25 protein-coding genes are annotated in these 23,006 nt (G+C 72.3%); 7 read left to right on the forward strand and 18 right to left on the reverse strand.

The window, feature by feature from the left end; genetic code table 11:
• The 5 genes from RIN75_RS14430 to RIN75_RS14450 form a co-directional block, all read right to left on the reverse strand.
• Complete coding sequence (locus tag RIN75_RS14430) at window positions 1-1,194, reverse strand: 5-(carboxyamino)imidazole ribonucleotide synthase (RefSeq protein WP_309112406.1); 1,194 nt, start codon at window positions 1,192-1,194, stop codon at window positions 1-3.
• Between the two features lie 225 nt (window positions 1,195-1,419).
• Entirely contained in the window at window positions 1,420-2,409 is a 990-nt protein-coding gene (locus RIN75_RS14435; protein WP_309112407.1) for a hypothetical protein, read from the reverse strand.
• Complete coding sequence (locus tag RIN75_RS14440; RefSeq protein WP_309112408.1) at window positions 2,406-3,278, reverse strand: ABC transporter ATP-binding protein; 873 nt, start codon at window positions 3,276-3,278, stop codon at window positions 2,406-2,408. Before RIN75_RS14440 ends, RIN75_RS14435 begins: the two co-directional genes overlap by 4 nt.
• Window positions 3,275-3,664, reverse strand: a complete 390-nt coding sequence (locus tag RIN75_RS14445; protein WP_309112409.1) for a GntR family transcriptional regulator — start codon at window positions 3,662-3,664, stop codon at window positions 3,275-3,277. The genes RIN75_RS14440 and RIN75_RS14445 overlap by 4 nt, the downstream gene beginning before the upstream one ends.
• 230 nt (window positions 3,665-3,894) lie before the next feature.
• Window positions 3,895-4,620: a GGDEF domain-containing protein gene (locus tag RIN75_RS14450; protein WP_309112410.1), complete on the reverse strand. Its 726-nt coding sequence runs from the start codon at window positions 4,618-4,620 to the stop codon at window positions 3,895-3,897.
• A 255-nt stretch (window positions 4,621-4,875) separates the two neighbouring features.
• Between RIN75_RS14450 and RIN75_RS14455 the strand changes: the two genes are divergently transcribed.
• Genes RIN75_RS14455 through RIN75_RS14465 form a run of 3 tightly spaced genes read left to right on the forward strand, consistent with a single transcriptional unit; the run spans window position 4,876 to window position 8,361 of the window.
• Window positions 4,876-7,197 (forward strand): sigma-70 family RNA polymerase sigma factor, encoded by a 2,322-nt coding sequence (locus RIN75_RS14455; RefSeq protein ID WP_309112411.1) that lies wholly within the window; start codon window positions 4,876-4,878, stop codon window positions 7,195-7,197.
• Window positions 7,198-7,233: 36 nt separating this feature from the next.
• Window positions 7,234-7,752: a GtrA family protein gene (locus tag RIN75_RS14460; RefSeq protein WP_309112516.1), complete on the forward strand. Its 519-nt coding sequence runs from the start codon at window positions 7,234-7,236 to the stop codon at window positions 7,750-7,752.
• A gap of 60 nt (window positions 7,753-7,812) precedes the next feature.
• Window positions 7,813-8,361, forward strand: coding sequence for a GtrA family protein (locus RIN75_RS14465; RefSeq protein ID WP_309112412.1), 549 nt, complete (start codon window positions 7,813-7,815; stop codon window positions 8,359-8,361).
• On the opposite strand, the gene hisN is transcribed toward RIN75_RS14465, so the two are convergent.
• Window positions 8,347-9,120, reverse strand: coding sequence for a histidinol-phosphatase (gene hisN / locus RIN75_RS14470; protein WP_309112413.1), 774 nt, complete (start codon window positions 9,118-9,120; stop codon window positions 8,347-8,349). The two genes, RIN75_RS14465 and hisN, sit on opposite strands and share 15 nt — an antisense overlap.
• Before the next feature lie 67 nt (window positions 9,121-9,187).
• The gene (locus RIN75_RS14475) at window positions 9,188-10,924 is read right to left on the reverse strand and encodes a glycerol-3-phosphate dehydrogenase/oxidase (protein ID WP_309112414.1); all 1,737 of its coding nucleotides are present in this window, start codon (window positions 10,922-10,924) and stop codon (window positions 9,188-9,190) included.
• A gap of 189 nt (window positions 10,925-11,113) precedes the next feature.
• Here RIN75_RS14475 and RIN75_RS14480 point away from each other — a divergent pair, with 189 nt between their 5' ends.
• Both RIN75_RS14480 and glpK read left to right on the forward strand, forming a co-directional pair.
• Entirely contained in the window at window positions 11,114-11,854 is a 741-nt protein-coding gene (locus RIN75_RS14480; RefSeq protein WP_309112415.1) for an MIP/aquaporin family protein, read from the forward strand.
• Window positions 11,855-11,879: 25 nt separating this feature from the next.
• Window positions 11,880-13,385 carry a glycerol kinase GlpK gene (gene glpK / locus RIN75_RS14485; RefSeq protein WP_309112416.1) on the forward strand — a complete coding sequence of 502 codons (1,506 nt, stop codon included), beginning with the start codon at window positions 11,880-11,882 and terminating at the stop codon, window positions 13,383-13,385.
• 64 nt (window positions 13,386-13,449) lie between these two features.
• Here the strand turns inward: glpK and RIN75_RS14490 are convergent, their stop codons facing one another.
• Window positions 13,450-14,160, reverse strand: coding sequence for a hypothetical protein (locus RIN75_RS14490; RefSeq protein ID WP_309112417.1), 711 nt, complete (start codon window positions 14,158-14,160; stop codon window positions 13,450-13,452).
• 10 nt (window positions 14,161-14,170) lie between these two features.
• Window positions 14,171-14,701 (reverse strand): class F sortase, encoded by a 531-nt coding sequence (locus RIN75_RS14495; protein WP_309112418.1) that lies wholly within the window; start codon window positions 14,699-14,701, stop codon window positions 14,171-14,173.
• On the opposite strand from RIN75_RS14495, the gene RIN75_RS14500 reads away from it, so the two are divergent.
• Window positions 14,664-15,509 carry a carboxylesterase family protein gene (locus RIN75_RS14500; protein ID WP_309112419.1) on the forward strand — a complete coding sequence of 282 codons (846 nt, stop codon included), beginning with the start codon at window positions 14,664-14,666 and terminating at the stop codon, window positions 15,507-15,509. The genes RIN75_RS14495 and RIN75_RS14500 overlap by 38 nt on opposite strands.
• On the opposite strand, the gene RIN75_RS14505 is transcribed toward RIN75_RS14500, so the two are convergent.
• Complete coding sequence (locus RIN75_RS14505; RefSeq protein WP_309112420.1) at window positions 15,484-16,887, reverse strand: NAD(P)H-quinone dehydrogenase; 1,404 nt, start codon at window positions 16,885-16,887, stop codon at window positions 15,484-15,486. The genes RIN75_RS14500 and RIN75_RS14505 overlap by 26 nt on opposite strands.
• Window positions 16,888-17,004: 117 nt before the next feature.
• Between RIN75_RS14505 and RIN75_RS14510 the strand changes: the two genes are divergently transcribed.
• A complete protein-coding gene (locus RIN75_RS14510; protein ID WP_309112421.1) occupies window positions 17,005-17,454 on the forward strand; it encodes a gamma-glutamylcyclotransferase family protein in 450 nt (149 codons plus the stop codon).
• A 702-nt stretch (window positions 17,455-18,156) separates the two neighbouring features.
• Here the strand turns inward: RIN75_RS14510 and RIN75_RS14515 are convergent.
• From RIN75_RS14515 to RIN75_RS14550, 8 genes are all read right to left on the reverse strand, one after another.
• Window positions 18,157-18,954 (reverse strand): ESX secretion-associated protein EspG, encoded by a 798-nt coding sequence (locus tag RIN75_RS14515; RefSeq protein WP_309112422.1) that lies wholly within the window; start codon window positions 18,952-18,954, stop codon window positions 18,157-18,159.
• Entirely contained in the window at window positions 18,954-20,204 is a 1,251-nt protein-coding gene (locus RIN75_RS14520; protein WP_309112423.1) for a PPE domain-containing protein, read from the reverse strand. Before RIN75_RS14520 ends, RIN75_RS14515 begins: the two co-directional genes overlap by 1 nt.
• Window positions 20,205-20,230: 26 nt before the next feature.
• Window positions 20,231-20,623, reverse strand: a complete 393-nt coding sequence (locus tag RIN75_RS14525) for a transcriptional regulator (protein ID WP_309112424.1) — start codon at window positions 20,621-20,623, stop codon at window positions 20,231-20,233.
• A 99-nt stretch (window positions 20,624-20,722) separates the two neighbouring features.
• A complete protein-coding gene (locus tag RIN75_RS14530) occupies window positions 20,723-21,307 on the reverse strand; it encodes a DUF3558 domain-containing protein (protein WP_309112425.1) in 585 nt (194 codons plus the stop codon).
• 6 nt (window positions 21,308-21,313) lie between these two features.
• Entirely contained in the window at window positions 21,314-21,751 is a 438-nt protein-coding gene (locus RIN75_RS14535; protein ID WP_309112426.1) for a GNAT family N-acetyltransferase, read from the reverse strand.
• Window positions 21,752-21,761: 10 nt separating this feature from the next.
• Window positions 21,762-22,292, reverse strand: a complete 531-nt coding sequence (locus tag RIN75_RS14540; RefSeq protein ID WP_309112427.1) for a GNAT family protein — start codon at window positions 22,290-22,292, stop codon at window positions 21,762-21,764.
• A 36-nt stretch (window positions 22,293-22,328) separates the two neighbouring features.
• Complete coding sequence (locus RIN75_RS14545; RefSeq protein WP_309112428.1) at window positions 22,329-22,574, reverse strand: hypothetical protein; 246 nt, start codon at window positions 22,572-22,574, stop codon at window positions 22,329-22,331.
• A 53-nt stretch (window positions 22,575-22,627) separates the two neighbouring features.
• Window positions 22,628-23,005, reverse strand: coding sequence for a DUF1707 domain-containing protein (locus RIN75_RS14550; RefSeq protein WP_309112429.1), 378 nt, complete (start codon window positions 23,003-23,005; stop codon window positions 22,628-22,630).
• Window position 23,006 lies beyond the last annotated feature (1 nt).

A 23,006-nucleotide genomic window follows, 5' to 3' on the forward strand; every position in this document is an offset into this window, starting at 1 on the left:
TCACCGCTGTCCTCCGTGGATGTCGTAACCGTCCAGCCAAACCCCGTGGGACAGCCAGTGCGCCGCGAGCCGCGCCCGCTCGCGCACCTGGTCCATCCGCTCCCCGAGCAGCGTCACGTGCCCGATCTTGCGGCCCGGCCGCTCGGCCTTGCCGTACAGGTGGACGTGCGCGTCCGGGTAGCGGGCGAACAGGTGGTGCAGCCGCTCGTCCGGGCCCATCTCCGGGGCGTCCGCGGCGCCGAGCACGTTGGCCATCACGACGGCCGGCGCGACCAGGTCGGTGGCGCCCAGCGGGTAGTCGAGCACCGCCCGGAGGTGCTGCTCGAACTGGGACGTCCGCGCGCCCTCGATGGTCCAGTGGCCGGAGTTGTGCGGGCGCATGGCCAGTTCGTTGATCACCAGGCCGTCGGCGGTCTCGAACAGCTCCACCGCGAGCAGCCCGACCACGCCCAGCTCGGCCGCGATCCGCAGCGCCAGCTCCTGGGCCTGCTCGCCCAGCGCACCGGTGTCCGGCGCGGGCGCCAGGACCTCGACGCAGATGCCTTCCCGCTGCACCGTCTCCACCAGCGGCCACGCCGCGCCCTGCCCGAACGGCGACCGGGCGACCAGCGCCGACAGCTCCCGCCGCATCGGCACGCACTGCTCGACCATCAGCGGCGTCCCGGCAGCCAGCAGCTCGGGGACCACCCGCTGCGCGCTCTGCGGCGTGTTCAACATCCACACGCCCCGCCCGTCGTACCCGCCGCGCTGCGCCTTCAGCACGCACGGCCACCCGTGCTCGGCGCCGAACTTCAGCACGTCCGCGGCGTCGGTCACCTCGCGGAACGGCGGCACCGGCAACCCCAGCGCACCCAGCCGCTCGCGCATGACCAGCTTGTCCTGGGCGTGCTGGAGCGCGTCGGGACCGGGGTGGACGCGCACGCCGTCCGCGACCAGCGCCCGCAGGTGCTCCTGCGGCACGTGCTCGTGGTCGAACGTGAGCACGTCGCACGACTTGGCGAACGCCCGCAACGCGTCGAGGTCGGTGTGCTTCCCCAGCTCGACGTCCCGCGCGACCAGCGCCGCGGGATCGGAGTCAGACTCGGCGAGGACCCGCAACGACTGCCCCAAGGGGATGGCCGCCTGGTGGGTCATGCGCGCGAGCTGCCCGCCGCCGATCATGCCGACAACGGGAAGACGAGTTCGGGAGTCCACGGTAGAGGGATCCTACTGTGCTGGATTGCCGCGACTGACGTCGCGGCGGCGAGACCGCCTGGTAGTCGGTCCGTCGCGCCCCGGTTCCCTCCGACCGGAAGAGCTGATCGGGGGAACCGGGGCGCGACAAACCGACGCGGTCTCGCGCACGAACAGGACAGTCCCGCACACCCCCGATGTGTGCGGGACCGCCCTTCGAAGCGCACCTGACATCAGGCGCGAGCACTAGATCCGGTGCGAGCGCTTCACCCAGTGGTAGGCGAACACCAGCAGCGCCACCGCCGGCACGGCGAACACGAAGAACTCGATCACCTGGAACGTCCCCGCCCGCTCGACCGGCTGGTAGTCCGTGAAGTGGCTGACGACCCCGTGGTCCGCCATGCACTTCTGGAAGCTGTTCCCGTCGGTGGAGGTGCGTGCGCAGACCATGGGGAAGTCGACCTCGCGGCCCGCCGCGTCGAGGTAGCCGCCGTCCACGTGCAGCCCGTGGTCCTGCGCGAGCTGACCGTACGGGCGCTCGCTGTCCTCGCCGTACGGCCACACCTCGCGCACCGGGGTCTGGTAGTACGGCCGCCACCCGATCGCCACCACCATGCGGGCCACGATGAAGCCGCCCAGCGTCAACGCCATCGCGACGATCGTCCGCCGGGTGAGGGCGCTCAGCGCCAGCCCGAGACCGAAGCCGAACGCCGCGTACCCGATCTGCACCAGCGGCGACGCCTCGAACACGAATTGCTGGAAGGGCTGGTACGGCTGCCACTCCGGCGGGAACGTGCTGTTCACCGCCCGTGCCAGCACGAGCGCCGACGAGCCGAACCCGGCCGCCAGCCCCACCGCGGGCACCCCGAGCAGCACGATCTTGCCCAGCGTCCAGCGGGCCGGCGACAGGTCCTGGCTCCACACCACGACCGACGTCTTCTGCTCGTACTCGCGCGACACCAGCGGAGCCGCCCAGAACACCCCGATGACCGCACCGATCCCCATCGGCGCCATCGCGGCGAGCTGGCTCAGGCCGTAGACCCCGATGACGCCGAGCATGTCGACCCGACCGGTGTTGCGCACCACCGCGGCCACCACCAGGCACACCACCGCACCCACGCCGAGGAGGACCGCGAGCCCGCCGATGGACCAGCGGTGCTGCCGCCAGGTGAGCCACACCAGGTCGCCCCAGCCGACCTTGTCCCGCCGCTGCACGGGAACCGCCGTCACGGTCATGCGCCGATCCCCTTCCGGGTGGCCGCGAGCTGCGCGAGCACGTAGTCCTCCAACGTCACCGGGCGCTCGGTCCACTGCCCCGCGACCACCGGCCGCGGCTGGTCCTCGGGCAGTTCGAGCAGGAACGTCGACTGGTTGCCGCGGTGGCGCGCCTCGACGACCGTGCCCAGCGCGGGCGGCACGTCCGACTTCGGCCCGGTGTAGAGGACGTGCCGCGCGAGCAGTTCGTCCAGGTCACCGCCCGCGAGCAGGCGGCCGTGGGCGAGCAGCAGCAGGTAGTCGGCGACCCCGCCCAGCTCGGCCACGACGTGCGTGGACAGCAGGACGGTCATGCCGGTCTCCTCGACCTCCGTCAGCAGCTCCGCGGTGACCTCGCGGCGGGCCAGCGGGTCGAGGTTGGCCAGCGGCTCGTCGAGCATCAGCACGGTCGGCCGCGAGCCGATGGCCAACGCGAACGCCACCTGCGCCTGCTGACCGCCGGACAGCTTCCCGCACGCCTTGCCCAGCGGGATCTCGAACCGCTCCAGCCACCGCTCGGCGCGGGTCTGGTCCCAGACGGTGTTCAGGCGCGCGCCCATCCGCAGCATGTCCGCGGCGGAGAAGTGCCGGTAGACCGGCTTGTCCTGGGACACGAACGCCACCCGGCCGGACGTCACCGCCGTCCCCTCGTCCGGCTTGAGCAGCCCGGCCAGCACGCTCATCAGCGTCGTCTTGCCCGCGCCGTTCGCGCCGACCAGCGCCGCGACCCGGCCGGCGGGCAGCTCGAACGCGCAGTCCCGCAGCGCCCACTTGGTCCGGTACCGCTTGCCCAGCCCCTGGGTGCGCACCGCGAGCGCGGTGGTGTCGACAGACTCGACCACGGTCGTCATGCGACCGCCTCTCCTTCCCCCTCGGTGAGGACCGAGCGCACCAGCGCGTCGATGTCCTCGGTGTCCAAGCCGGCCTCCCGCGCCGCCCGCACCCACTCGGCGAACCGCGTTCTGAGCGCGGCCATCACCTCCGGGTCGCCCGAGCCGAGCGCTGCCTTGACGAACGTTCCCGAGCCCTGGCGCGCCTCCACCAGGCCGGACAGCTCCAGCTCCCGGTACGCCTTGAGCACGGTGTTCGCGTTGACCCCGCTGCTCGCGACGACGTCGCGGACGGTCGGCAGCCGGTCCCCCGGCACGAGCCACCCCAACCGCAGCGCCTCCCGCACCTGCCGCACGAGCTGCAGGTAAGCGGGGAGGCCACTGGCCCGGTCGATGCGGAACTCCACCCGCCGCCTCCCAAGTGTTCTACTCAACTAAGACACTAGAAGACCAGAACACGCCCGACCCTGTCAACGCCGGCCCGGTCGACAAAAGCGCCAGGCCCGTGCCGCCGGGGGGCGGGCGGCACGGGCCTGGCAGGGGGAGGGGAGTTTTCAGGGCGGGCGCTGGACAGGGGTCTCAGCAGCGCCCGGGTCTGTGCGGAGCCGGCGGCCCCGAGCGGTCAGCGGCCGAGTTGTCAGCGACCCAGCGCGGTGAGCAGTTCCGACGCGCCTTCGTAGGTCGTGGGCAGGGGTTCGAGCCACACCTTCGCCGGGCCACTGGGCGCCACGTGCGGATCCACCGCCAAGCGGTCCGCAGTCAGCACGCGCAGGTTCAGCACCGCCCGGTGCAGGCGCTCGTCCCGCTTGAGCAGCACCGCCGCCACCGACGGCCCGATGGACGCGATCGTCTCGCCCGAGTCGAACACCTCGCGCAGCGCGTCGGCCAGCAGCGTCATCGCCACCACCCGCGACCAGCCCGTAGTCCGGCTCAGGTCCAGCCGCACCAGCACCAGGACGTAGTCGTCGCGCCCGGACGCCCGGTTCTCCGCGTACACCTCGCGCAACCTGGTCCGCAGGTACGCGGCGGTCGCCAGCCCGGTCAGCGGGTTGTCCGCCGCGCAGTTGGACGCCTGCCGCGACATCACGTCGCCCCAACCCAGCGCGGTCGCTCGAAGCATCCGGGCCGGGATGGCGTCGACGTTCGGGGACACGATGCCGGTGGACCCGGGCGGTTCGGCCAGGACCGCGTGCAGCGCGGCCAGGTCCAGCAGGGTCTCCGCGAGGCCCGCGCCCGCCTCCGCCCGGGCGCTGCCCAGCCGGTACAGCGCGGCGCTCGGGTCGGCCGCGCCCATCAGCACCCCGCACACCTCGTCCACCTCGGCCAGCGGCCAGTCGGCCGGGTACGCCCACCCCGCCGCCATCGTCGCCGTGCGCCACCTGGATCTCAGGGCTCGCGCCTCGTCGCCGGAGCCGGAGCGCCGCGCGTCGGACCGTCGACCGGCGCCACCTTTGGCTGCTTCCCGCACACCCACCCGGATGCCTCCTCGACCTGGGGATTCGGATACGTGACGTCGCCACACCTCATCCATGACGGCGGTACGGGTCCCAGTTGGGGGGTTCGACGTGACTGCTCTCGATGCGGTAGGTCACACTGGGCGCGCGAGGAGGGAAAACACGTGGCGACCGTTCCTGCTGACGTCCAGGGACCGAGCGACGCGGAGCTGATCGACTCCGTGCGCGGCGGGGCGATCGACGCCTACGGGCAGCTCTACGAGCGCCACGTGAGCGCGGCCTACAACCTGGCCCGCCAGCTCACCCGCTCGTCCGCCGAGGCCGACGACCTGGTGTCCGACGCCTTCGCCAAGGTGCTGGAGACGCTGCAGGCGGGCCGCGGGCCGGACTCGGCGTTCCGCGCCTACCTGCTCACCGCCCTGCGGCACACCGCCTACGACAAGACCCGGCGGGACAAGAAGGTCGACCTCGCCGAGGACGTGTCCGAGGTCGCACCCGAGCAGACCGCCGTGCCGTTCCGGGACACCGCGGTCGCCGGGCTGGAGCGCTCGCTGGCCGCGAAGGCGTTCGCCCGGCTGCCCGAGCGCTGGCAGACCGTGCTGTGGCACACCGAGATCGAGGGCCAGTCGCCCGCCGACGTGGCGCCCATCCTGGGCCTGACCGCCAACGGCGTGTCCGCGCTGGCCTACCGGGCCCGCGAGGGCCTGCGCCAGGCCTACCTCCAGGTGCACCTCGCCGAGACCACCGCCGAGCGCTGCCGCGCCACCGTCGACCGGCTCGGCGCGTGGACCCGCGGCGGCCTGTCCAAGCGCGAGACCACGCAGGTCGAGGCGCACCTGGACGAGTGCGCCGACTGCCGCTCGCTGGCCGCCGAACTGGCCGACGTCAACGGGGCGCTGCGCGCGTTCGTCGCACCGCTGGTGCTGGGCGTCGGCGCGGCGGGCTACCTGGCCGCCACGGCCACCACCGCCAAGGCCGCGACCGTGGTCGCGGTGGGCGCCGGCGCGGGTGGCGCGGCGAGCGCCGCCACGTCCGCGCCCCGCCAGATCTTCGGCACCGCGGCGTCGGTGGCGGCGCTCGCCGTCGCGGTGGCGATCGGGCTCGCGTCGGGCGGCGAGCAGCAGGTGCCGGCCGCCCAGGTCGTGCCGCCGCCACCGGCCTCCAGCCAGCCGACCCAGCCGCCGCAGCTGCCCCCGCCACCACCGGCGGCCGAACCCCCGTCGGAGACGCCGTCGGAGACGCCGTCGCCCACCCCGAGCCCCGACCAGCCGACGCCCGCACCGCAACCGCAGCCCCAGCCGCAACCCCAACCGCAACCGCAGCCCGAACCCGAGCCGCAGCCCCAGCCGACGCCGCCGACGCTCGTGCCGACCGTGCCCAGCGGGTTCACCCTGCGGCCCAACGAGCCACCGGTCGCGCTGCCGATCACGGTCCGCAACACCGGCGAGACCGCGTCCGAGCCCGTCGGCGCCGCGCTCCGGCTGCCGCCGGGCGTGCAGGCGGTCGGCCCCGGCCAGTCGTTCACCGGGCAGCGCCTGGTCCGGCTGGACGGCGCCCCCGAGCAGACCGTGGGCTGCCCGGCGGGCCGCGGCGAGATCACGTGCGCCACCGAACGGGGCATCGCGCCCGGCGGGTCGGCGACCTTCGTCTTCCGCCTCAAGGTCGACCACGACTACGAGGGCGGCACGGCCGTGATCACCGGCACGATCAGCGCGGGCGCCGCGGTGTCCGTGGACGTCCGGGTCGACGTGGCCGTCCAGCCCGCCGACGACGAGGTCGACCTGGCCGTGCACAAGTGGCACCACGGGTACTGGGACCCGCGCATCGACATCCGGGCCGCCAACACCGGCGGCAAGGCCGGCACGCTGCGGCTGGTCGTCGAGTCGGACGAGAACGTGCACGTCGTGGCCATGCGCCCGGACTGCCAGCAGGGCGACCACCTGATCACCTGCGAGCGGCCGCTCGAGCGCGGGGAGTCGTTCCGCCTGTCGGTGTGGGCGTTCGGGCTGCCGTACCGGGGCGGGAACGTCACCGTGACCGCCACCCTGGGCACGGCCACCAAGAGCGTCGTGGTCCCGGTCAACCTGCACCCCGGCGACGGCGAGGGCCAGGTCCCCGAACCGCCCGTGGTCGACCCGGAGCCCCTGGTCGTCGCCCTCAAGCCGACCAAACCGACCAAACCCGCGGTGACCACCACCGAGCCCACCGAGCCGACCGACCAGCCCACGCTGCCGTCGCCGCCAACCCTCCCGCCGCCAACCCTCCCGCCGCCAACCCTCCCGCCGCCAACCCTCCCGCCGCCAACCCTCCCGCTGCCCACGGAGCCGCCCACCACGGAGCCGGGCACGCCGAGGTCCACCGACCCGTCGACACCGCCGCCGCCGGACCGCGAGGACCCGCCCGGCCGCACCGACCCGCCCGGCCAGCCGTGGCTGTCCCCGGGGCTGCGCGACCTGCTCCCGGATCTCTGCCGCACCCCTTCGTGATCGGTTCGGGACGGCCGTGGGTAGGCTGCCCCGGTGCTGCCACTCGTGCGCAGGGCCTTCAGCCGTCTCCCGGAACCGGTCCGCTTCCTGATCAACAAGCACCGCGAACTGATCAGGTTCGCCGTCGTCGGCGGCACGACCTTCGTCATCGACAACGGCATCTGGTACGCCCTGAAGCTGACCGTCCTGCAGGACAAGGTGGTCACGGCCAAGGCGATCGCCGTGCTGGTGGCGGTGATCTCGTCCTACGTGCTCAGCCGCGAGTGGTCCTTCCACACCCGGGGCGGCCGTGAGCGGCACCACGAGGCCGCGCTGTTCTTCATCGTCAGCGGCCTGGGCATCGCGGTGAACCTGGCGCCCCTGTACCTGTCGCGGCACGTGCTCGACCTGCACAGCCAGGTGGCCGACTTCCTCAGCGGCTCGGTGATCGGGATGCTCGCCGCGACCGCCTTCAAGTTCTGGGCGATGCGCAGGGTCGTCTTCCCGGAGGCCGGCGCGCGCCCCGAGGTCCGCCCGCTGCGCGTGGTCGCCGACGACGAGCGCGAAGTGGCCTGACCCACACCCCACGCAGTGGCGTGAACAGCGCTTTCACCCGTTCTCCGTACACTGCCTTGAGTGTCCGTTGTCGAGAGCGTCGTCCGCCGCCTGCCCGCGCCGCTGCGCAAGATCGCGCTGCGGCACCGAGAGCTGCTGAAGTTCGCCCTGGTCGGTGGCACGTGCTTCATCATCGACACGGCGATCTTCCTGGGCCTGAAGTCCACCGTGCTCACCGAGAAACCGGTGACCGCGAAGATCATCGCCACCCTGGTGGCCACGATCGTGTCCTACGTGCTGAACCGGGAGTGGTCCTTCCGCACCCGCGGCGGCCGGGAGCGCCACCACGAGGCCGCGCTGTTCTTCCTGGTCAACGGCCTGGCGATCGGCATCAACTCGGTGCCCCTGTGGGTGTCCCGCTACCTGCTGCACCTCCAGGAGCCCAACGTCAGCCGACTGGTCGAGGAGATCGCCGACTTCACCAGCGCCCAGATCATCGGCACCGCCATCGCCATGGCGTTCCGCTGGTACGGCTACAAGAAGTGGGTCTTCCCCGAGGCCGACTTCCGGCCGCGGATCAAGCGCTCCTACGACTCCCCCGAGGACGAGGAAGCCCTAGGCCACTCCTGACCCCAGCACGGCCAGGGCGGCGTCGTGCAGGTGACCGTTCGTCGACAGCACGTTCCCGCCGTCGAACCGGTCCACCCCGCTCAGGTCGCTGAACCGCCCGCCGGCCTCCCGCACCAGCACCTGGAACGGCGCGACGTCCCACGGGTTCACGATCGCCTCGGCCGCGATGTCGATGGCCCCCTCGGCGACCAGGCAGTGCTGCCAGAAGTCGCCGAACGCCCGGTTCTCCCAGCAGGCGTCCACCAGCCGCAGGTAGGCCTCCCGCGAGTGGTGCTCCACCCACGACCCGAGGTGCGTGGTGGACAGGTACGCGTCGGACAGGTCACGCACCCCCGACACGGCGATCTTCCGCTCCCCGCCCGCGTCCCGCGTGAACGCGCCCTGCCCGGCGGCAGCCCACCACCGCCGCCCCAACGCCGGCGCACTGACCACCCCGACCTCGGGCGTCCCGTCCACGACGAGCGCGATGAGCGTCGCCCACACCGGCACCCCGCGCAGGAAGTTCTTCGTGCCGTCGATCGGGTCCACGACCCACGTGCGCCCGGCCCCGACGTCCCCGCCCCGCTCTTCGCCGGCCACCTCGTCACCGGTGCCGGCCAGCAACTCCCGGATCGCGTCCTCGACGGCGACGTCGGCGTCGGTCACCGGAGTCCGATCGGGCTTCCGCTCCACCACGAGGTCCCGCGCGCGGAACCGGGCAGTCGTGATCGCGTCGGCGGCATCGGCGAGACGCAGGGCAAGCGCGAGATCGGTGGACACGCGCCGATCGTGCCACGCCCACCGACCGGGACACCCAAGCCCCACCCCCGACGCGGGACAGGCGCGGTCAGCTCACGGGTTCGGTGATCTTCGGCCGGGCCTCCGGAGCCGCCGAGCGGACCGCGTCCGCCGCCTGGTCGTCCGGCTTCGTCTGCGACGCCCGTTCCGCCTCCACCCGGGCCGTGTAGATCTCGACCTCGCGGGCCACCTGCGCCTCGTCCCACCCGTGGACGCGGGCCATCAGCCGGGCCACCTGCTCGGCGCAGTCCACACCCCGGTGCGGGTACTCGATCGAGATCCGGGTCCGCCGCGTCAGCACGTCCTCCAGGTGCAGCGCACCCTCGTGCGAAGCCGCGTACACGACCTCCACCTGCAAGTAGTCCGGCGCGTGGGGCACCGGCCGAAGCAACTCCGCGTCCGACGCGCCCAACACCTCGTGCACCAGCGAGCCGTACCGGTCCAGCAGGTGGCGCACCCGGTAGGGGTGCAGCCCGTACCGGGTCGCCAGCTGGTCCGCCTGGTTCACCAGAGCGTGGTAACCGTCGGCACCGATCAGCGGCACCTTGTCCGTGATCGACGGCTGGATCCGCCCCGGCAGGTCGACCGACGCCGCGTCCACCGCGTCCGCGCCCATCACCCGGTACGTCGTGTACTTGCCGCCCGCGATCGCCACCAGACCGGGCGCGACCCGGGCCACCGCGTGCTCGCGGGACAGCTTCGAGGTCGACTCGCTCTCCCCCGCCAGCAACGGCCGCAGACCCGCGTACACGCCCTCGATGTCGTCGTGCGTCAACGGCGTGGCCAGCACGGCGTTCACGTGGTCGAGGATGTAGTCGATGTCGTTCTTGGTGGCCGCCGGGTGCGCCAGGTCCAGGTTCCAGTCGGTGTCCGTCGTTCCCACGATCCAGTGATTCCGCCACGGGATCACGAACAGCACGGACTTCTCCGTGCGCAGGATGAGCCCCGACTCGGACACGATCCGGTCGCGCGGCACCACGATGTGCACGCCCTTGGACGCCCGCACCCGGAACCGCCCGCGCGACCCGGACAGCCGCTGCAACTCGTCGGTCCACACCCCGGTCGCGTTGATCACCGCGTGCGCCCTGACCTCGGTCTCCCGACCGTCCTCGACGTCGCGCACCCGCACGCCGGACACCCGGTCCGCCTCCTGCAAGAACCCCACGACCTGCGTGGACGACCGCACGACCGCCCCGTAGTGCGCGGCGGTGCGGCCGACCATCATGGTGTGGCGGGCGTCGTCGGCCTGCGCGTCGTAGTACCGGATGCCGCCGATCAGCGCGTCGCGCTTCAACGCGGGCACCATCCGCAGCGCACCCGCCCGGGTGAGGTGCTTCTGCCCCGGCACGGACCGCGCCCCGCCCATCGTGTCGTACAGGAACAGCCCGGCGGCGGTGTACGGGCGCTCCCACACCCGCTTCGACAGCGGGTACAGGAAGCTCACGGGTTTGACCAGGTGCGGCGCGATGCGGGTGAGCATCAGTTCGCGTTCCCGCAACGCCTCGCGGACCAGGCCGAACTCCAGCTGCTCGAGGTAGCGCAGGCCGCCGTGGAACAGCTTCGAGGACCGGCTCGACGTGCCCGACGCCAGGTCCCGCGCCTCCACCAGCGCCACCCGCAGGCCCCGGGTCGCGGCGTCCAGGGCGGCACCCACGCCAACCACGCCACCGCCGACGACCACCAGGTCGAACGTCTCCGACCCGAGCCGCTGCCAGGCCGTTTCCCGCTCCTGCGGACCGAGTCGACCAGGGTTGTCGGTTCCGGCGGGCGTCTCGCGCGTGGCCACTGTGCAACGCCTCCCTGATACTGACGGCTGGTCCGGACCAAGGACTTGACTTGACCACGTTACCCGCCGGTACGCCACCGTAGACAACTGATCAGCAAGCGAACTAGCGTCAACGCACATCGTGGGTGGGCAGCGCCGCCGGACCCCGGGCACGAGCGCTGTCCCCTGCCAACGCAAGGAGGTCGGCGGATGAGCAATGGCTCGATCTTCGTCTGGGAGACCCTCGGCACCGCGATCCTGATCCTGCTCGGCGCGGGTGTCGTCGCCAACGTTGTCCTCAAGAACACCCTGGGCAACGGCGGTGGCTGGCTCCTGATCAACTTCGGCTGGGGTTTCGCGGTCTTCGCGGGCGCCAGCGTGGCCGCGCCCAGCGGTGCGCACATCAACCCGGCGGTCACCCTCGGACTCGCCATCTCGGACAAAGTCGAGTGGGCGCAGGTGCCCGTCTACTTCGCCGGGCAGATGGTCGGCGCGTTCCTCGGCGCCGTGCTCGCCTGGGCGGCGTACAAGGCGCAGTTCGACACGCACGACGACCTGCCCAACACGCGCGGCATCTTCTGCACCGGCCCGACCGTGCCGAGCGTGCCGTGGAACCTGGTCACCGAGATCATCGGCACGTTCGTGCTGGTCATCTGGATCCTGCTGAGCCCCGGCGCCAAGGCGGCGGAAGGCGGCATCCCGCAGTTCGGCAACTCCGCGCTGGGCTACGCGGCGGTGGCGTTCCTCGTCGTCGGCATCGGCAACTCGCTCGGCGGCCCGACCGGGTACGCCATCAACCCCGCCCGCGACCTCGGTCCCCGCATCGCCTACGCGGTCCTGCCCATCCGCGACAAGGGCAGCGCCGAGTGGGGCTACTCCTGGATCCCCGTCGTCGGTCCGCTGGTCGGCGGCGCCCTCGCGGCGCTGCTGTACCTGGCCCTGCCGGTCTGACCCCGCCCCGAAAGGACCCTGACGCATGACGAAGTACGTGGCAGCGATCGACCAGGGCACGACGTCGACCCGGTGCATGGTCTTCGACCACTCCGGACGGGTCGTCTCGGTCGACCAGAAGGAGCACGAGCAGATCTTCCCCAAGGCCGGGTGGGTCGAGCACAACCCCGAGGAGGTGTGGACCAACACCCGGCAGGTGGCCGCCGGCGCGCTGGCCAAGGCCGACCTGACCGCGGGCGACATCGCCGCCGTCGGCATCACCAACCAGCGCGAGACGGCGGTCGTGTGGGACCGCACCACCGGCAAGCCGGTCTACAACGCGATCGTCTGGCAGGACACCCGCACCGACAAGATCTGCCAGGACCTGGCCGCCCTGGGCGGCGGTCAGGAGCGCTACCGCCCCAAGACCGGCCTGCCGCTGGCGACCTACTTCTCCGGCCCGAAGGTCCGCTGGATCCTGGACAACGTCGAGGGTGCGCGGGCGAAGGCCGAGGCCGGCGACCTGCTGTTCGGCAACATGGACACCTGGGTGCTGTGGAACATGACCGGCGGGGTGGACGGCGGCGTGCACGTCACCGACCCCACCAACGCCTCCCGCACCCTGCTCATGGACCTGGACACGCTGAGCTGGGACGAGGGCATCGCCGCCGACATGGGCATCCCGCTGTCCATGCTGCCGGAGATCCGGTCGTCGTCGGAGACCTACGGCCAGGTCCGGGAGCGCGGCGCGCTGGCCGGCGTGCCGATCTCCGGCATCCTCGGCGACCAGCAGGCGGCGACGTTCGGGCAGGCGTGCCTGTCCCCCGGCGAGGCCAAGAACACCTACGGCACCGGCAACTTCGTGCTGCTCAACACCGGCACCGACAAGGTGATGAGCGAGAACGGCCTGCTCACCACGGTCTGCTACAAGATCGGCGACGCCGCCCCGGTCTACGCGCTGGAGGGCTCCATCGCGGTGACCGGGTCGCTGGTGCAGTGGCTGCGCGACAACCTCGGCATGATCGGCACCGCCGCCGAGATCGAGGAGCACGCCAAGACCGTGGAGGACAACGGCGGCGCGTACTTCGTGCCGGCGTTCTCCGGCCTGTTCGCCCCGTACTGGCGGTCCGACGCGCGCGGCGCGATCGTCGGCCTGACCCGGTTCGTGAACAAGGGCCACCTGGCGCGGGCGGTGCTGGAGGCGACCGCGTTCCAGACCCGCGAGGTGATCGACGCGATGAACGCCGACTCCGGCGTGGCCCTGACGTCGCTGAAGGTCGACGGCGGCATGGTGGTCAACGAGCTGCTCATGCAGTTCCAGGCCGACATCCTGGGCGTGCCGGTGATCCGGCCGGTGGTCGCGGAGACCACGGCGCTGGGCGCGGCCTACGCGGCCGGGCTCGCGGTCGGGTTCTGGGAGTCCGAGGACGACATCCGCCAGAACTGGGCGCAGGACAAGCAGTGGGACCCGGCGCTGGACGAGGAGACCCGCGAGCGCCAGTACCACTTCTGGAAGAAGGCGGTGACCCGGACCTTCGACTGGGTGGAGTAGCAGTTGTCCTTGTTGGACGCTCGCGTGGTTTCCCCCTCCAAAACTGCGCGAGCGTCCAACAGTCCTATGCTGTCCCGCCCCCACCGGTCTCCGGTGCGCCCTTGGGCTTCTTGATCGGCTGCTGGGGCTGCTGCGGCGGGTCCGCCGGCGGGGTGCCGAGCACCTTGAAGGTGATCGCGTACGGCTCGTCGCGGCAGGTCATCACGGCCTGGTAGGTGCCGGGCGTCGACACGACCGTGGTCTTGCCGGCCAGTTCGGGGAAGTTGCCGGCCTCGGTCTGGAGTTCCAGCGGCGCGACGAAGCCGGACGAGGTGATGGTCCGGCCGGCGCAGTCGTTGGTGACCGGCATCTTGCCGTTGATCTCCCCGCCGGGCTCGACCTCCAGCGGGAAGAGGCTGAACGCGCGCAGCGGCGGCGGTTGGAGGATGGTGAAGGTGACCTCGGCGAAGTCCGGGCTGCTGTTGCACTTCACGGTCGCCGTGTAGGTGCCGGGGGTCTTGATGACGTGCGTGTTGCCGCTCACCTGGCCCTGGGCGGTCGGGCCGCCGGGGAACTTGCCCCACTCGATCGGGGCGACGAAGCCGGGTGAGGTCACCGGGCCGAACCCCCTGCCGCCGCACGCGGGGGCCGGGGCGGTCGCGGTGATCACGCCGCCGGGCTGGACCTCCAGCGGCGACAGGGTGAACGAGGCGCCGGGAAAGCCCTGGCCGGCGGCGGGTGCGGTGGTGATGGTCGTCAAGAGGAGCGCGGCCGGCAAGGCCGTCACAGGTCTCATGCGATCCCCCTCAGATCATTTCGGCGTAGACGATCACGTTGTCCTGGTAGCTGCGCGCGGACCGGTCGAACACGCCCCCGCACGTGATCAGGCGCAGCACCGGGTCCGGGGTGTCCCCGTAGACCGCGTCCGTCGGGAAGCGCTCCTTGGGGACCTGGTCGACGCGCACGACCGCGAACCGGGCGCTGGTGCCGTCGGCGCGGGCCACGTCGACCGTGTCGCCGGGCGCCAACTCCTTGAGCCGGTGGAAGATGCCCGGCTGGGAGTTGCCGTCGACGTGGCCCAGGATGATCGCGGGGCCGGGCTCGCCCGGTGCCCGCGCGTGGGTGTACCACCCGGCCCGCATCGGCTGCTCGACCGGCGGCACCTCGATCGTCTCGTCGGGGTTGAGGCCCAGCGGGACGAGCGTGGAGCGCGCGCCGATCTTCGGGATGACGACCTCGGTCGGCTCGACCCGTCCTCCCGGCGCGGCCGGCGGGTTCGTCGTGGCCGACGGGTTCGTCGTGGCCGACGTGGTGGTGATCGGCGCCGGGGTGGTCACGGGTGGTGGCGGCGGCTCCGTGGTGGTCGAGCAGCCGGGCAGTGAGCACGAGGACTGCCTGTACCTGAACGTCACCACGCCCCGGCGTCCCGGTCGCGGCAAGCCGGTGGTGGTGTGGCTGCACGGTGGCGCGTTCCAGTTCGGGGCCGGTTCGGACTACGGCGCCGGGCGGATGGCCGCGCTCGGGGACGTCGTCGTGGTGACGGTCAACTACCGGCTGGGGGCCTTCGGGTTCCTGGCGCACCCCGAGCTGGCGGGGTCGGGCAACTACGGCCTGGCCGACCAGCAGGCGGCGCTGCGGTGGGTGCGGCGCAACGCGGCCGCGTTCGGCGGCGACCCGGGCAACGTGACCATCGCGGGCGAGTCGTCCGGTGCCCGGAGCGTGTGCGCCCACCTGGTCGCGCCCGCGTCGCAGGGGCTGTTCCACCGGGCGGTCGTGCAGAGCGAGCCGTGCACCATGGTCGACTGGCCGGCCACCGACGGCACGCCCGAGGCCGAGCCGCCGGGGTTCCCGCGGTCGCGCGCGGTCGCCGAGCGGCAGGGTGTGCGGTACGCGGAGGCGTTGGGGTGCGCGGACGTGGCGTGCCTGCGGGGCAAGACGCCGGCGGAACTGCTCGGGACCCCGGAGTGGTTCGCGCCGACCCACGGCACGGCCGTGCTGCCGGTGGACCCGGCGGTCGCGGGGTGGGTGGCCCGGGTGCCGGTGCTGCACGGGATCACGCGGGACGAGTACCGGATCTCGGACGGGGCGGCGGCGCCGAGGCTCCGCCGCCCGCCGGTCGTCAGTCCAGGTCGTCGTGGCGCATGAGCTGGCGGCCGGCCTCGGTGATCGAGCCCGTCAGGGACGGGTACACCGAGAAGGTCGTCGCCAGGTCTTCCACCGTCAGCTGGTTCTGCACGGCCAGCGCGATGGGCAGGATCAGCTCGCTCGCGTTCGGCGCCACGACCACGCCGCCGATCACCACGCCGGTCGCCGGGCGGCAGAACAGCTTCACGAAACCGCGCCGCAGGCCCTCCATCTTGGCGCGCGGGTTGGTGGCCAGCGGCAGCATGATCGTCCGGGCCGGGACCTCGCCCGAGTCGATCGCCTGCTGGCTGATGCCGACCGACGCGATCTCCGGGTTGGTGAAGACGTTCGCCGCGACCGTCTTGAGCTTGATCGGGCTCACGCCCTCGCCCAGCGCGTGCCACATCGCGATCCGGCCCTGCATCGCGGCCACCGACGCGAGCAGCAGCACACCGGTGCAGTCGCCCGCCGCGTACACGCCGGGGACGTTCGTGCGGGACACGCGGTCGACCGGGATGTAGCCGCCGCGGCCCAGTTCGATGCCGATCTTGTCCAGGCCGATGTCCGTCGTGTTCGGCACCGAGCCGACGGTCATCAGAGCGTGACTGGCCTCGATCGTGCGACCGTCTTCCAGGTGAATCAGGACCTGGTCGCCGACATTCTCGACCCGGTCCGCGCGGGCGTGCTTGACCACGGCCGTGCCGCGCTCGGCGAACACGTCCTCCAGCACGACGGCCGCGTCCGCGTCCTCGTGCGGCAGCACGCGATCCCGGCTGGAGACCATGGTCACCTTGACGCCCAGCTCGGTGTAGGCGGAGGCGAACTCAACGCCGGTCACACCGGAGCCGACGACCGCCAGGTGCTCGGGCAGTTCGGGCAGGTCGTAGATCTGCCGCCAGGTCAGGACGCGCTTGCCGTCCGGCTCGGCGCCGGGCAGCACGCGCGGGGTCGCGCCGGTGGCGATCAACACCACGTCGGCGGGCAGGACCTCGGTGCCGCCGTCCTTCAGCTCGGCGACCACCTCGTGCTGGGCCAGGCCGGGCGCGTTGTCGCAGAACTTGGCGGTGCCGTTGACGATCCGCACGCCCTCGCGCTGCAACCGCGCCCGGACGTCGGACGACTGGGCCAGCGCGAGGCCCTTGACCCGCCCGTGCACCACCGGCAGGTCGACCGCGGCGGTCGTGTCCGACGTGCGGATGCCCAGCTCACCGGCGTTGCGGAAGGCGCTGCGGCCACCGGCCGAGGCGATGAACGTCTTGGACGGCACGCAGTCGTACAGCACGCACGCGCCGCCCAGGCCCTCGCGCTCCACGATGGTGACGTCGGCCCCGTGCTGCGCCGCGACCAGCGCCGCCTCGTAACCTGCGGGCCCACCGCCCATGATGACGATGCGGGTCACGACACGTCCTTCCTCAGGTTCTCCTCCGGCGCGTTTACCGTACGCGGTCGGGTGCCGGAGCGTGTCGTCCGGTCTTCTGGTGCTTCCGGGTGATCGATAGGTCGCTAGGCTGTCGTCGTGCCGCTCTATGCCGCGTACGGGTCCAACATGGATCCGAACCAGATGATGGAGCGAGCCCCGTACTCGCCGATGGCGGGGACCGGATGGCTCGTCGGCTGGCGCCTTTCCTTCGGTGGGGAGGACCTCGGCTGGGAAGGCGCGCTGGCCACCATCGTGGAGGACCCGGAGTCCCAGGTCTTCTGCGTGCTCTACGACGTGAGCCCCCGCGACGAGTCCCGGCTGGACCGGTGGGAGGGCGCGCTCGGCCTGTACAAGAAGATCCGCCTGCGGGTGCAGACCCTCGAAGGCTCGGTCACCGCGTGGCTGTACGTCCTGGACGCCTACGAGGGCGGCCTGCCGTCGGCCCGCTACATCGGCGTGGTGGCGGACGCGGCCGAGGCCGCCGGCGCGCCGGACGACTACGTGGCCGACCTGCGCACCCGCCCGTGCCAGGGCATCGGGCCGTGACAGCCGTGAGATGAGCCGAAGCGGGTTCCGGACGTCCGCGTCGTCCGCAGGGACGACGATCCAGCCGTGCGCCGGGGTCGTCGCGCCGCCGTAGACCACCGCGATTTTGTGGGTGGGCCAGGTGAGGTGCACCGCTTGATCCCGTGCTTCGACGTGCGGTGCGGGCAGGCCCGCGTCGACCAGGGCCAGCAGCAGCGCGCACGCGGCCGGTGAGCCGACGCCGGGCGCGAGGTCGACCAGGTTCCCTTTGAGCACCGACCGCAACTCGGGCTGACGGCTCAGCACCTCATCGGCGCAGGTCAGGGCGGTGTGGCGGGGTGCGTGGCGGAGCACTTCGGCCAGGGCCTGGCCGATCGGACGGCAGCGCAGGCCGTCGACCTCCGAGCTGTCACCGGGTGGTCCGTGGTGGACGGTCATCCCGGCCAGCGGCTCCACCCGGACGCCGTCCGGCACGTGGACGTGCACGGTTCCGGTGCGCGCGGCCGTGACGCCGTGGAGGAACAGGGCGGTTTCCCCGGACAGCACGGCCGCCGGGCCGGCGTGCAGCAGGACGGCCGCGCAGCGGGTCCGGGGGTCGAGCACGCGGTGTCGTTCGACCAGCACCTTCCGGCCGAACGGGACCAGGTCGGTGCGCAGGTGGGCGCCATGGGTCATGCCGGAACCGAGGGCCGACTGGCCGGTCCTCGTACCGGGTTCACCCGATCAGGGCGGTGGGAGCAGGTCCGTGACGTGCTGGACCAGGCGGCGCGGGTCGGTCGGCGAGATCGTGCTCCACGGCTCCTGGCCCGCGGTGGCCCGGCGGAGCTGCACGTAGCGGCCGTTGGGGTTGTCGAAGAACGCCACGACGTGCTCCGGCCGCACCCGCTTGCCCCACTTGTCCCGCACCGCCCCGCCGAACTGGCCGCGGTTGCCGGCGTCCTTGAACATGTCCGCGAGCACCTTCGCGTCGTCCTGCCGGACGCCCCGCTCGCGCAGCGCCGCCTCCAGCTTGTCCGGGGTGCCGGCGGCCGCCGCGGCGGCGTCGAGGTCCGCGCTGGGCAGCGTCACCGAGTGGCCCGGACCGGGCGGGGCGGGCGGCAGCACGGACAGCGCCTCGCGGGGCAGGCCCTCGGCGGAGGCCGGGCGCAGGGTGAGCCGCTCGCCGTCGAGCACGGCGAGCACCGCGGACTGGCCCTTGGCCGCCGCCAGCACCCGCACGCTGCGGCCCAGCCACAACCGGCCGTCGACCTCGCGCTGCGGCCGGTTCAGCAGGTGCAGCAGGTCCTCCAGCATGGGGTCCAGCGACACCGGACGGCCCAGGCCGCGGCTCTCCAGACCCGCCCACGCCCGCCGCTCCAGGTCGGCCCGCTCCGCGTGCGTCTTGCCCGGTGAGGGCACCTTGAGCACCAGCGGCATGGTTTCCAGCCGCAGGTGCTCCCAGAGCACGTCGAACTCCAGCGCCGAGATGGTGACGGGCTCGCGCACGTCGTGCATGCCCAGGTCCAGACCGAACGTCGTCATCAGCGGGTCGTGCTCTCCCCGATCACCGGCGGCGAGATGTGCCCGCCGAGGCCGTAGATGTCGTCAGTTTCCCGAAGGTAGTCCGCGCCGTCGTGCTCGGCATCCTCTTCGTCGTCCGCCCGGCCCGCGCCGAGACCGCCGAACGGGTCGAACGCCTGCTGCACCGGCACCGGGGTGGCCCGCTTGTGCACCGTGTCCCCGCCGCCCTGCTGCGCCGCGCCGAGGACGCCGCTGGCCGTGCCGGAGCCCGCCGCGACGTGCTGGGCGTTGGCCGTGGTGGCGAGCGCGCCGAACTCCGCGGAGCTGACCACCGTGGTGCCGCTCGGCCGGTTGCCGGTGACCTGCTCGGTCGTGGACTGGGTGTGCTGCTCGGTGGTGGTGTCGGTGTGCTCGCGGCGGTCCTGCCGCCGGTTGTCCGAGCCGCCGGCCCCGATCACGCCGCCCGGGCCGAACGTGGTCGTGCCGGGCTGGGCCGAGGCGCCGAGCGGGGTGTTGGCCGGGCGCGTGGTCGAACTGGCCTGGGTGGTGCCGGAGACCGTCGTGCTCGCGCCGGTCGGCTGGGGCGCCGCCGGGCGGGCCTGCGGCGCGCCGCCACCGCGGTTCCAGCCACGGCCGCCACGCCCGCCGTAACCGCGACCGCCGCCGCGCACCCCGCTGTGGAACCCGTGACCCGGGGCCACGCCGGGCGCGTCGTTGCGGACCACGTCGGAGGCGGTGATCACCAGCTGCGGCGGCCGGTTGAACTGGCCCAGGGTGGTCACGTTCGAGGTGGTGGAGGACGCGTAGGTGGTCATCACCTCGCGGGCGCGCTGCTCGGCGGCGTTGCGCACCTTCTCCTGGATCTCGTGGTCGGTCTGCTGGCCGACGAGGTGGGTCAGGGCGCTCACCACGACGCCCGGGTCCTCGGCGGTCACCTTCACCGGCGGCGGCATGTCCGCGCGGGCCTTGGCGATGTAGTCGGCCTGCAGCTCCGCGGACAGGCGCATGACCTCCGCCCCGCCGCGCGCCTCGTCCGCCCACGCCGCCAACGGGTTCATCCCGTTGCGCGCCTGGTCGGCCGCCGAACCCTCCCACTTCGCGCCGGAGCCCAGGACGCCCGCGTGCAGCTCGGAGTTGATCTCGGCTAACGCGGCCGAGACGCCCTCCCAGCGCTCCATCGAGGCGTGCGAGGCCTTCGGGCCGGGCCCGGCGTTGATCTTCTGGTAGAGCTCTTCGTGGCTGTACCCGCTCCAGCGGTGGCCCTCGGGCATGAAGATTCCCCTCGCCTGCGGCGGGCTCAGCAGCCGCCCTGCTGCCCCATCAACCCGGTGTTGTCGTCTTCGATCGTCTGGTACTGCCGTTCCACCAGAGTCAGGGCGTCCATCGCGCCCTTGAGCTGCTGCTGGTAGTTCTGCAACGCGGTGAGCGCCGAGTCGCCGGACTCCAGCGAGCGCTCGTTGAACTTCTCCGCCGCGTCCTGGCTGACCGGGTCGCCGGCCCAGGGGCGGACCCGGACCTCGGTGATGGCCAGCTCGATCTGCTTGTCGAGCTTCGTCAGCGCGCCCGCGAACGCGTTGCGCAGGCTGGGGATCGCGCCGGGCTCGACGCTGAGCGTGTGCGACAGGGCCGGTGGTGGCGTGCCCGTGTCCGCGCCGTGGCCGTTTCCGTGGCCGTGGTCTTCCGACGGCATGGACGACCTCCCCGTCTTCCGAATCGCGCGTCAGCATGGTCACTCTAGCCACACGGTCCGACAGCGGGGAGTGGGCGGAGCGCACTTCCCCCGCGTGGGTCAGCCGCGTTGCAGCAAACCGGCGACAGCGGCTTCTGCCACCCGTTGTGCTCCTTGGCAGAGAATGTCTTGGGACACCTTCGTTTTGTTACCGCCGTCGCGGAACATGACGTCGAGGAACTGACCTTGCGCGACGTCCACCTCGACGTTGCACACCTCGTCCAGGCCGGGGGTGCGGACGGTCAGCCCGGGAAATCCCCCGACGGTGGTGGGTCGGGCGTCCACTTGCGCGTTCTCCGACAGCCAGACGCCGAGCCCCTCGACCGTGACCAGCGCGAACCGCACCACGTTCCCGCTGATGCCGCTGCGCATGGTGCACGCCTTCGCGTTGCCGAAGCTGGTCTCCACGTAGGGGCTGGGCGCGTGGTCGATGCTGAGCTGGAGGCGTTGCTCCTCGCTGAGGACGGCGCAGGGGTCCACCTGGTCCAGCGGCAGGTCCCGAGGTCGCGGTGGCAGTTGCGGGACCGTGGTCGTGGTGGCCGGGAGCGGTTCGTCGACGCGCCCGTCGGCCTTCTTCTGGGGCAGGGGCGTGCACGCGGTGGTGACCAGCGCGACCAGCGCGGTGATCATGCGAGCAGCCCTCATGCGCACCTACCGTAGCCGTGTCCACACGCCGTGTGAACCGTGGTCTGGTGTGAAACCGCATTTTTGCGCGACCCGTTCCCCCGCTTTGTCGCAGGGGGCGAGGGTGAGGGTTTCGAGGTCGAGAAATCCGAACGCGAACCCGGCGACCGCTTCGAGGCTCGCGGTGGCGATGCCCTTTCCGCGATGTTGCGGAGAGACCCAGCAGAACAGTTCTCCCTTGGCGGAGACGCCCACCTCGGCCACCGCGATGTTCGACAACTGTTCACACACCGCCCACGAGCAGCCGGCGTCGGTTTCCCACTCGTTCGCCCGGCGCGCGATGTGCTCGCCGGCGTCGTCGAGGGTGGCGAACCGGTCGGCGAGGGCGTGCCGGTCGTCGATCCGGTCGTCCACCCGCAACTGCCGCAGGTAGTGCTCACCAGCGTTGATCTCGACCGGCTCCATGGCGGCGAGACTAATCCGTGGCCAGCCGGGACCACTGGAGGAGGTCGTGGTGGACCCCGTGCACCAGCTCCGCCCCGCGCAGGGTGCCTTCGAGCGTGAAGCCGCACTTCTCCGCGACCCGGCGGGAGGCGTGGTTGGCCACCGAGTGCCGGTAGCCGACCCGGTGCAGCCCGACCACCTCGAACCCGAACTGGAGCGCGGCTTTGAGCGCCGAGACCGCCACCCCTCGCCCCCGCTGGGTGCTCGCGGTCCAGCAGACGGCGAGCGCACTCCGATCGTGGTGGTCGAGGTCCCGCAGGCACACCTCCCCGGCGATCCTGCCGTCCTCGTCCCGCACCACCCACGAACACCGCTGGTCGGCCGCCCACTGCCAGGCCCGGTACCCGATGAAGGCGAGGGCGGCGCGCTCGTCGGGGAGGCGGTAGCCGGAGAGCCACTGGCCGATGGCGTCGTCGTCGAGGGCGGCGAGGAGGGCGGGCGCGTCGGCGGCGGTGAACTGGTCCAACACGAACCCGTCCGCTTTGAGGTCGACCGGCTCCATGGTCCGACGGTAGCCGGGGTCCTGGAGGAGCGGGAGTCAGTCGGTGATGAAGGCGTCGTGGTGTTCGGCCAAGGACTCCAGGGTTGCCCGGTGCGCGTTCGCCGGGGTGCCGTCCGGAGCCGTCGACAGCTCGATCACCCAGTCGGCGTCTTCGACGTCGTCCTCGCCCGCCAAGAGGTCCTTGTGCACCGTGCACGGCGTCCAGCCGGCCGCCGACAGCGCGCTCGCCAGCGTTTCCGCCTCGTCCCGGTCGTGCAGCACGACCAGTAGATAGTCGGTCAACTACCAGTCCCCGTTCCAGCGGTGCCGCACCAAGCCGTCCAGGTCCGGCAGCCTCAACGGTTGCCCATCCGGCCGACGATCAGCGCCACGGCCGGCACGAGCAAGAACACCAACGGGTTCTTCACCACGAAGAACAACGCCACGCACAGCAACCCGACCGCCGGCACCGCGACCTGCAACCACCGCCGGTCGACAGCAGGCCGCACCGGCGCCGCCGACGGCAGCGGGGCGACCTGCGCGAACCGGGGGTGCGGCTCGGGCAGGTCGCCGAACAACGCCAGCACGTCGCCCCGGGTCTTGGCCGCGGTCACCCGGGCGGTCCGGTCGCCGTACTCGTCGACGTCCAGCCTGCCCTCGGACAGGTGCTCGCCGAGCAGCTCCATCGCCTGCTGCCGCTCGGCGTCACCGATCCGGATGTCCCGCTCGCCCACA

Source organism: Saccharothrix sp., assembly GCF_031180885.1.
Taxonomy (GTDB): Bacteria; Actinomycetota; Actinomycetes; order Mycobacteriales; family Pseudonocardiaceae; genus Actinosynnema.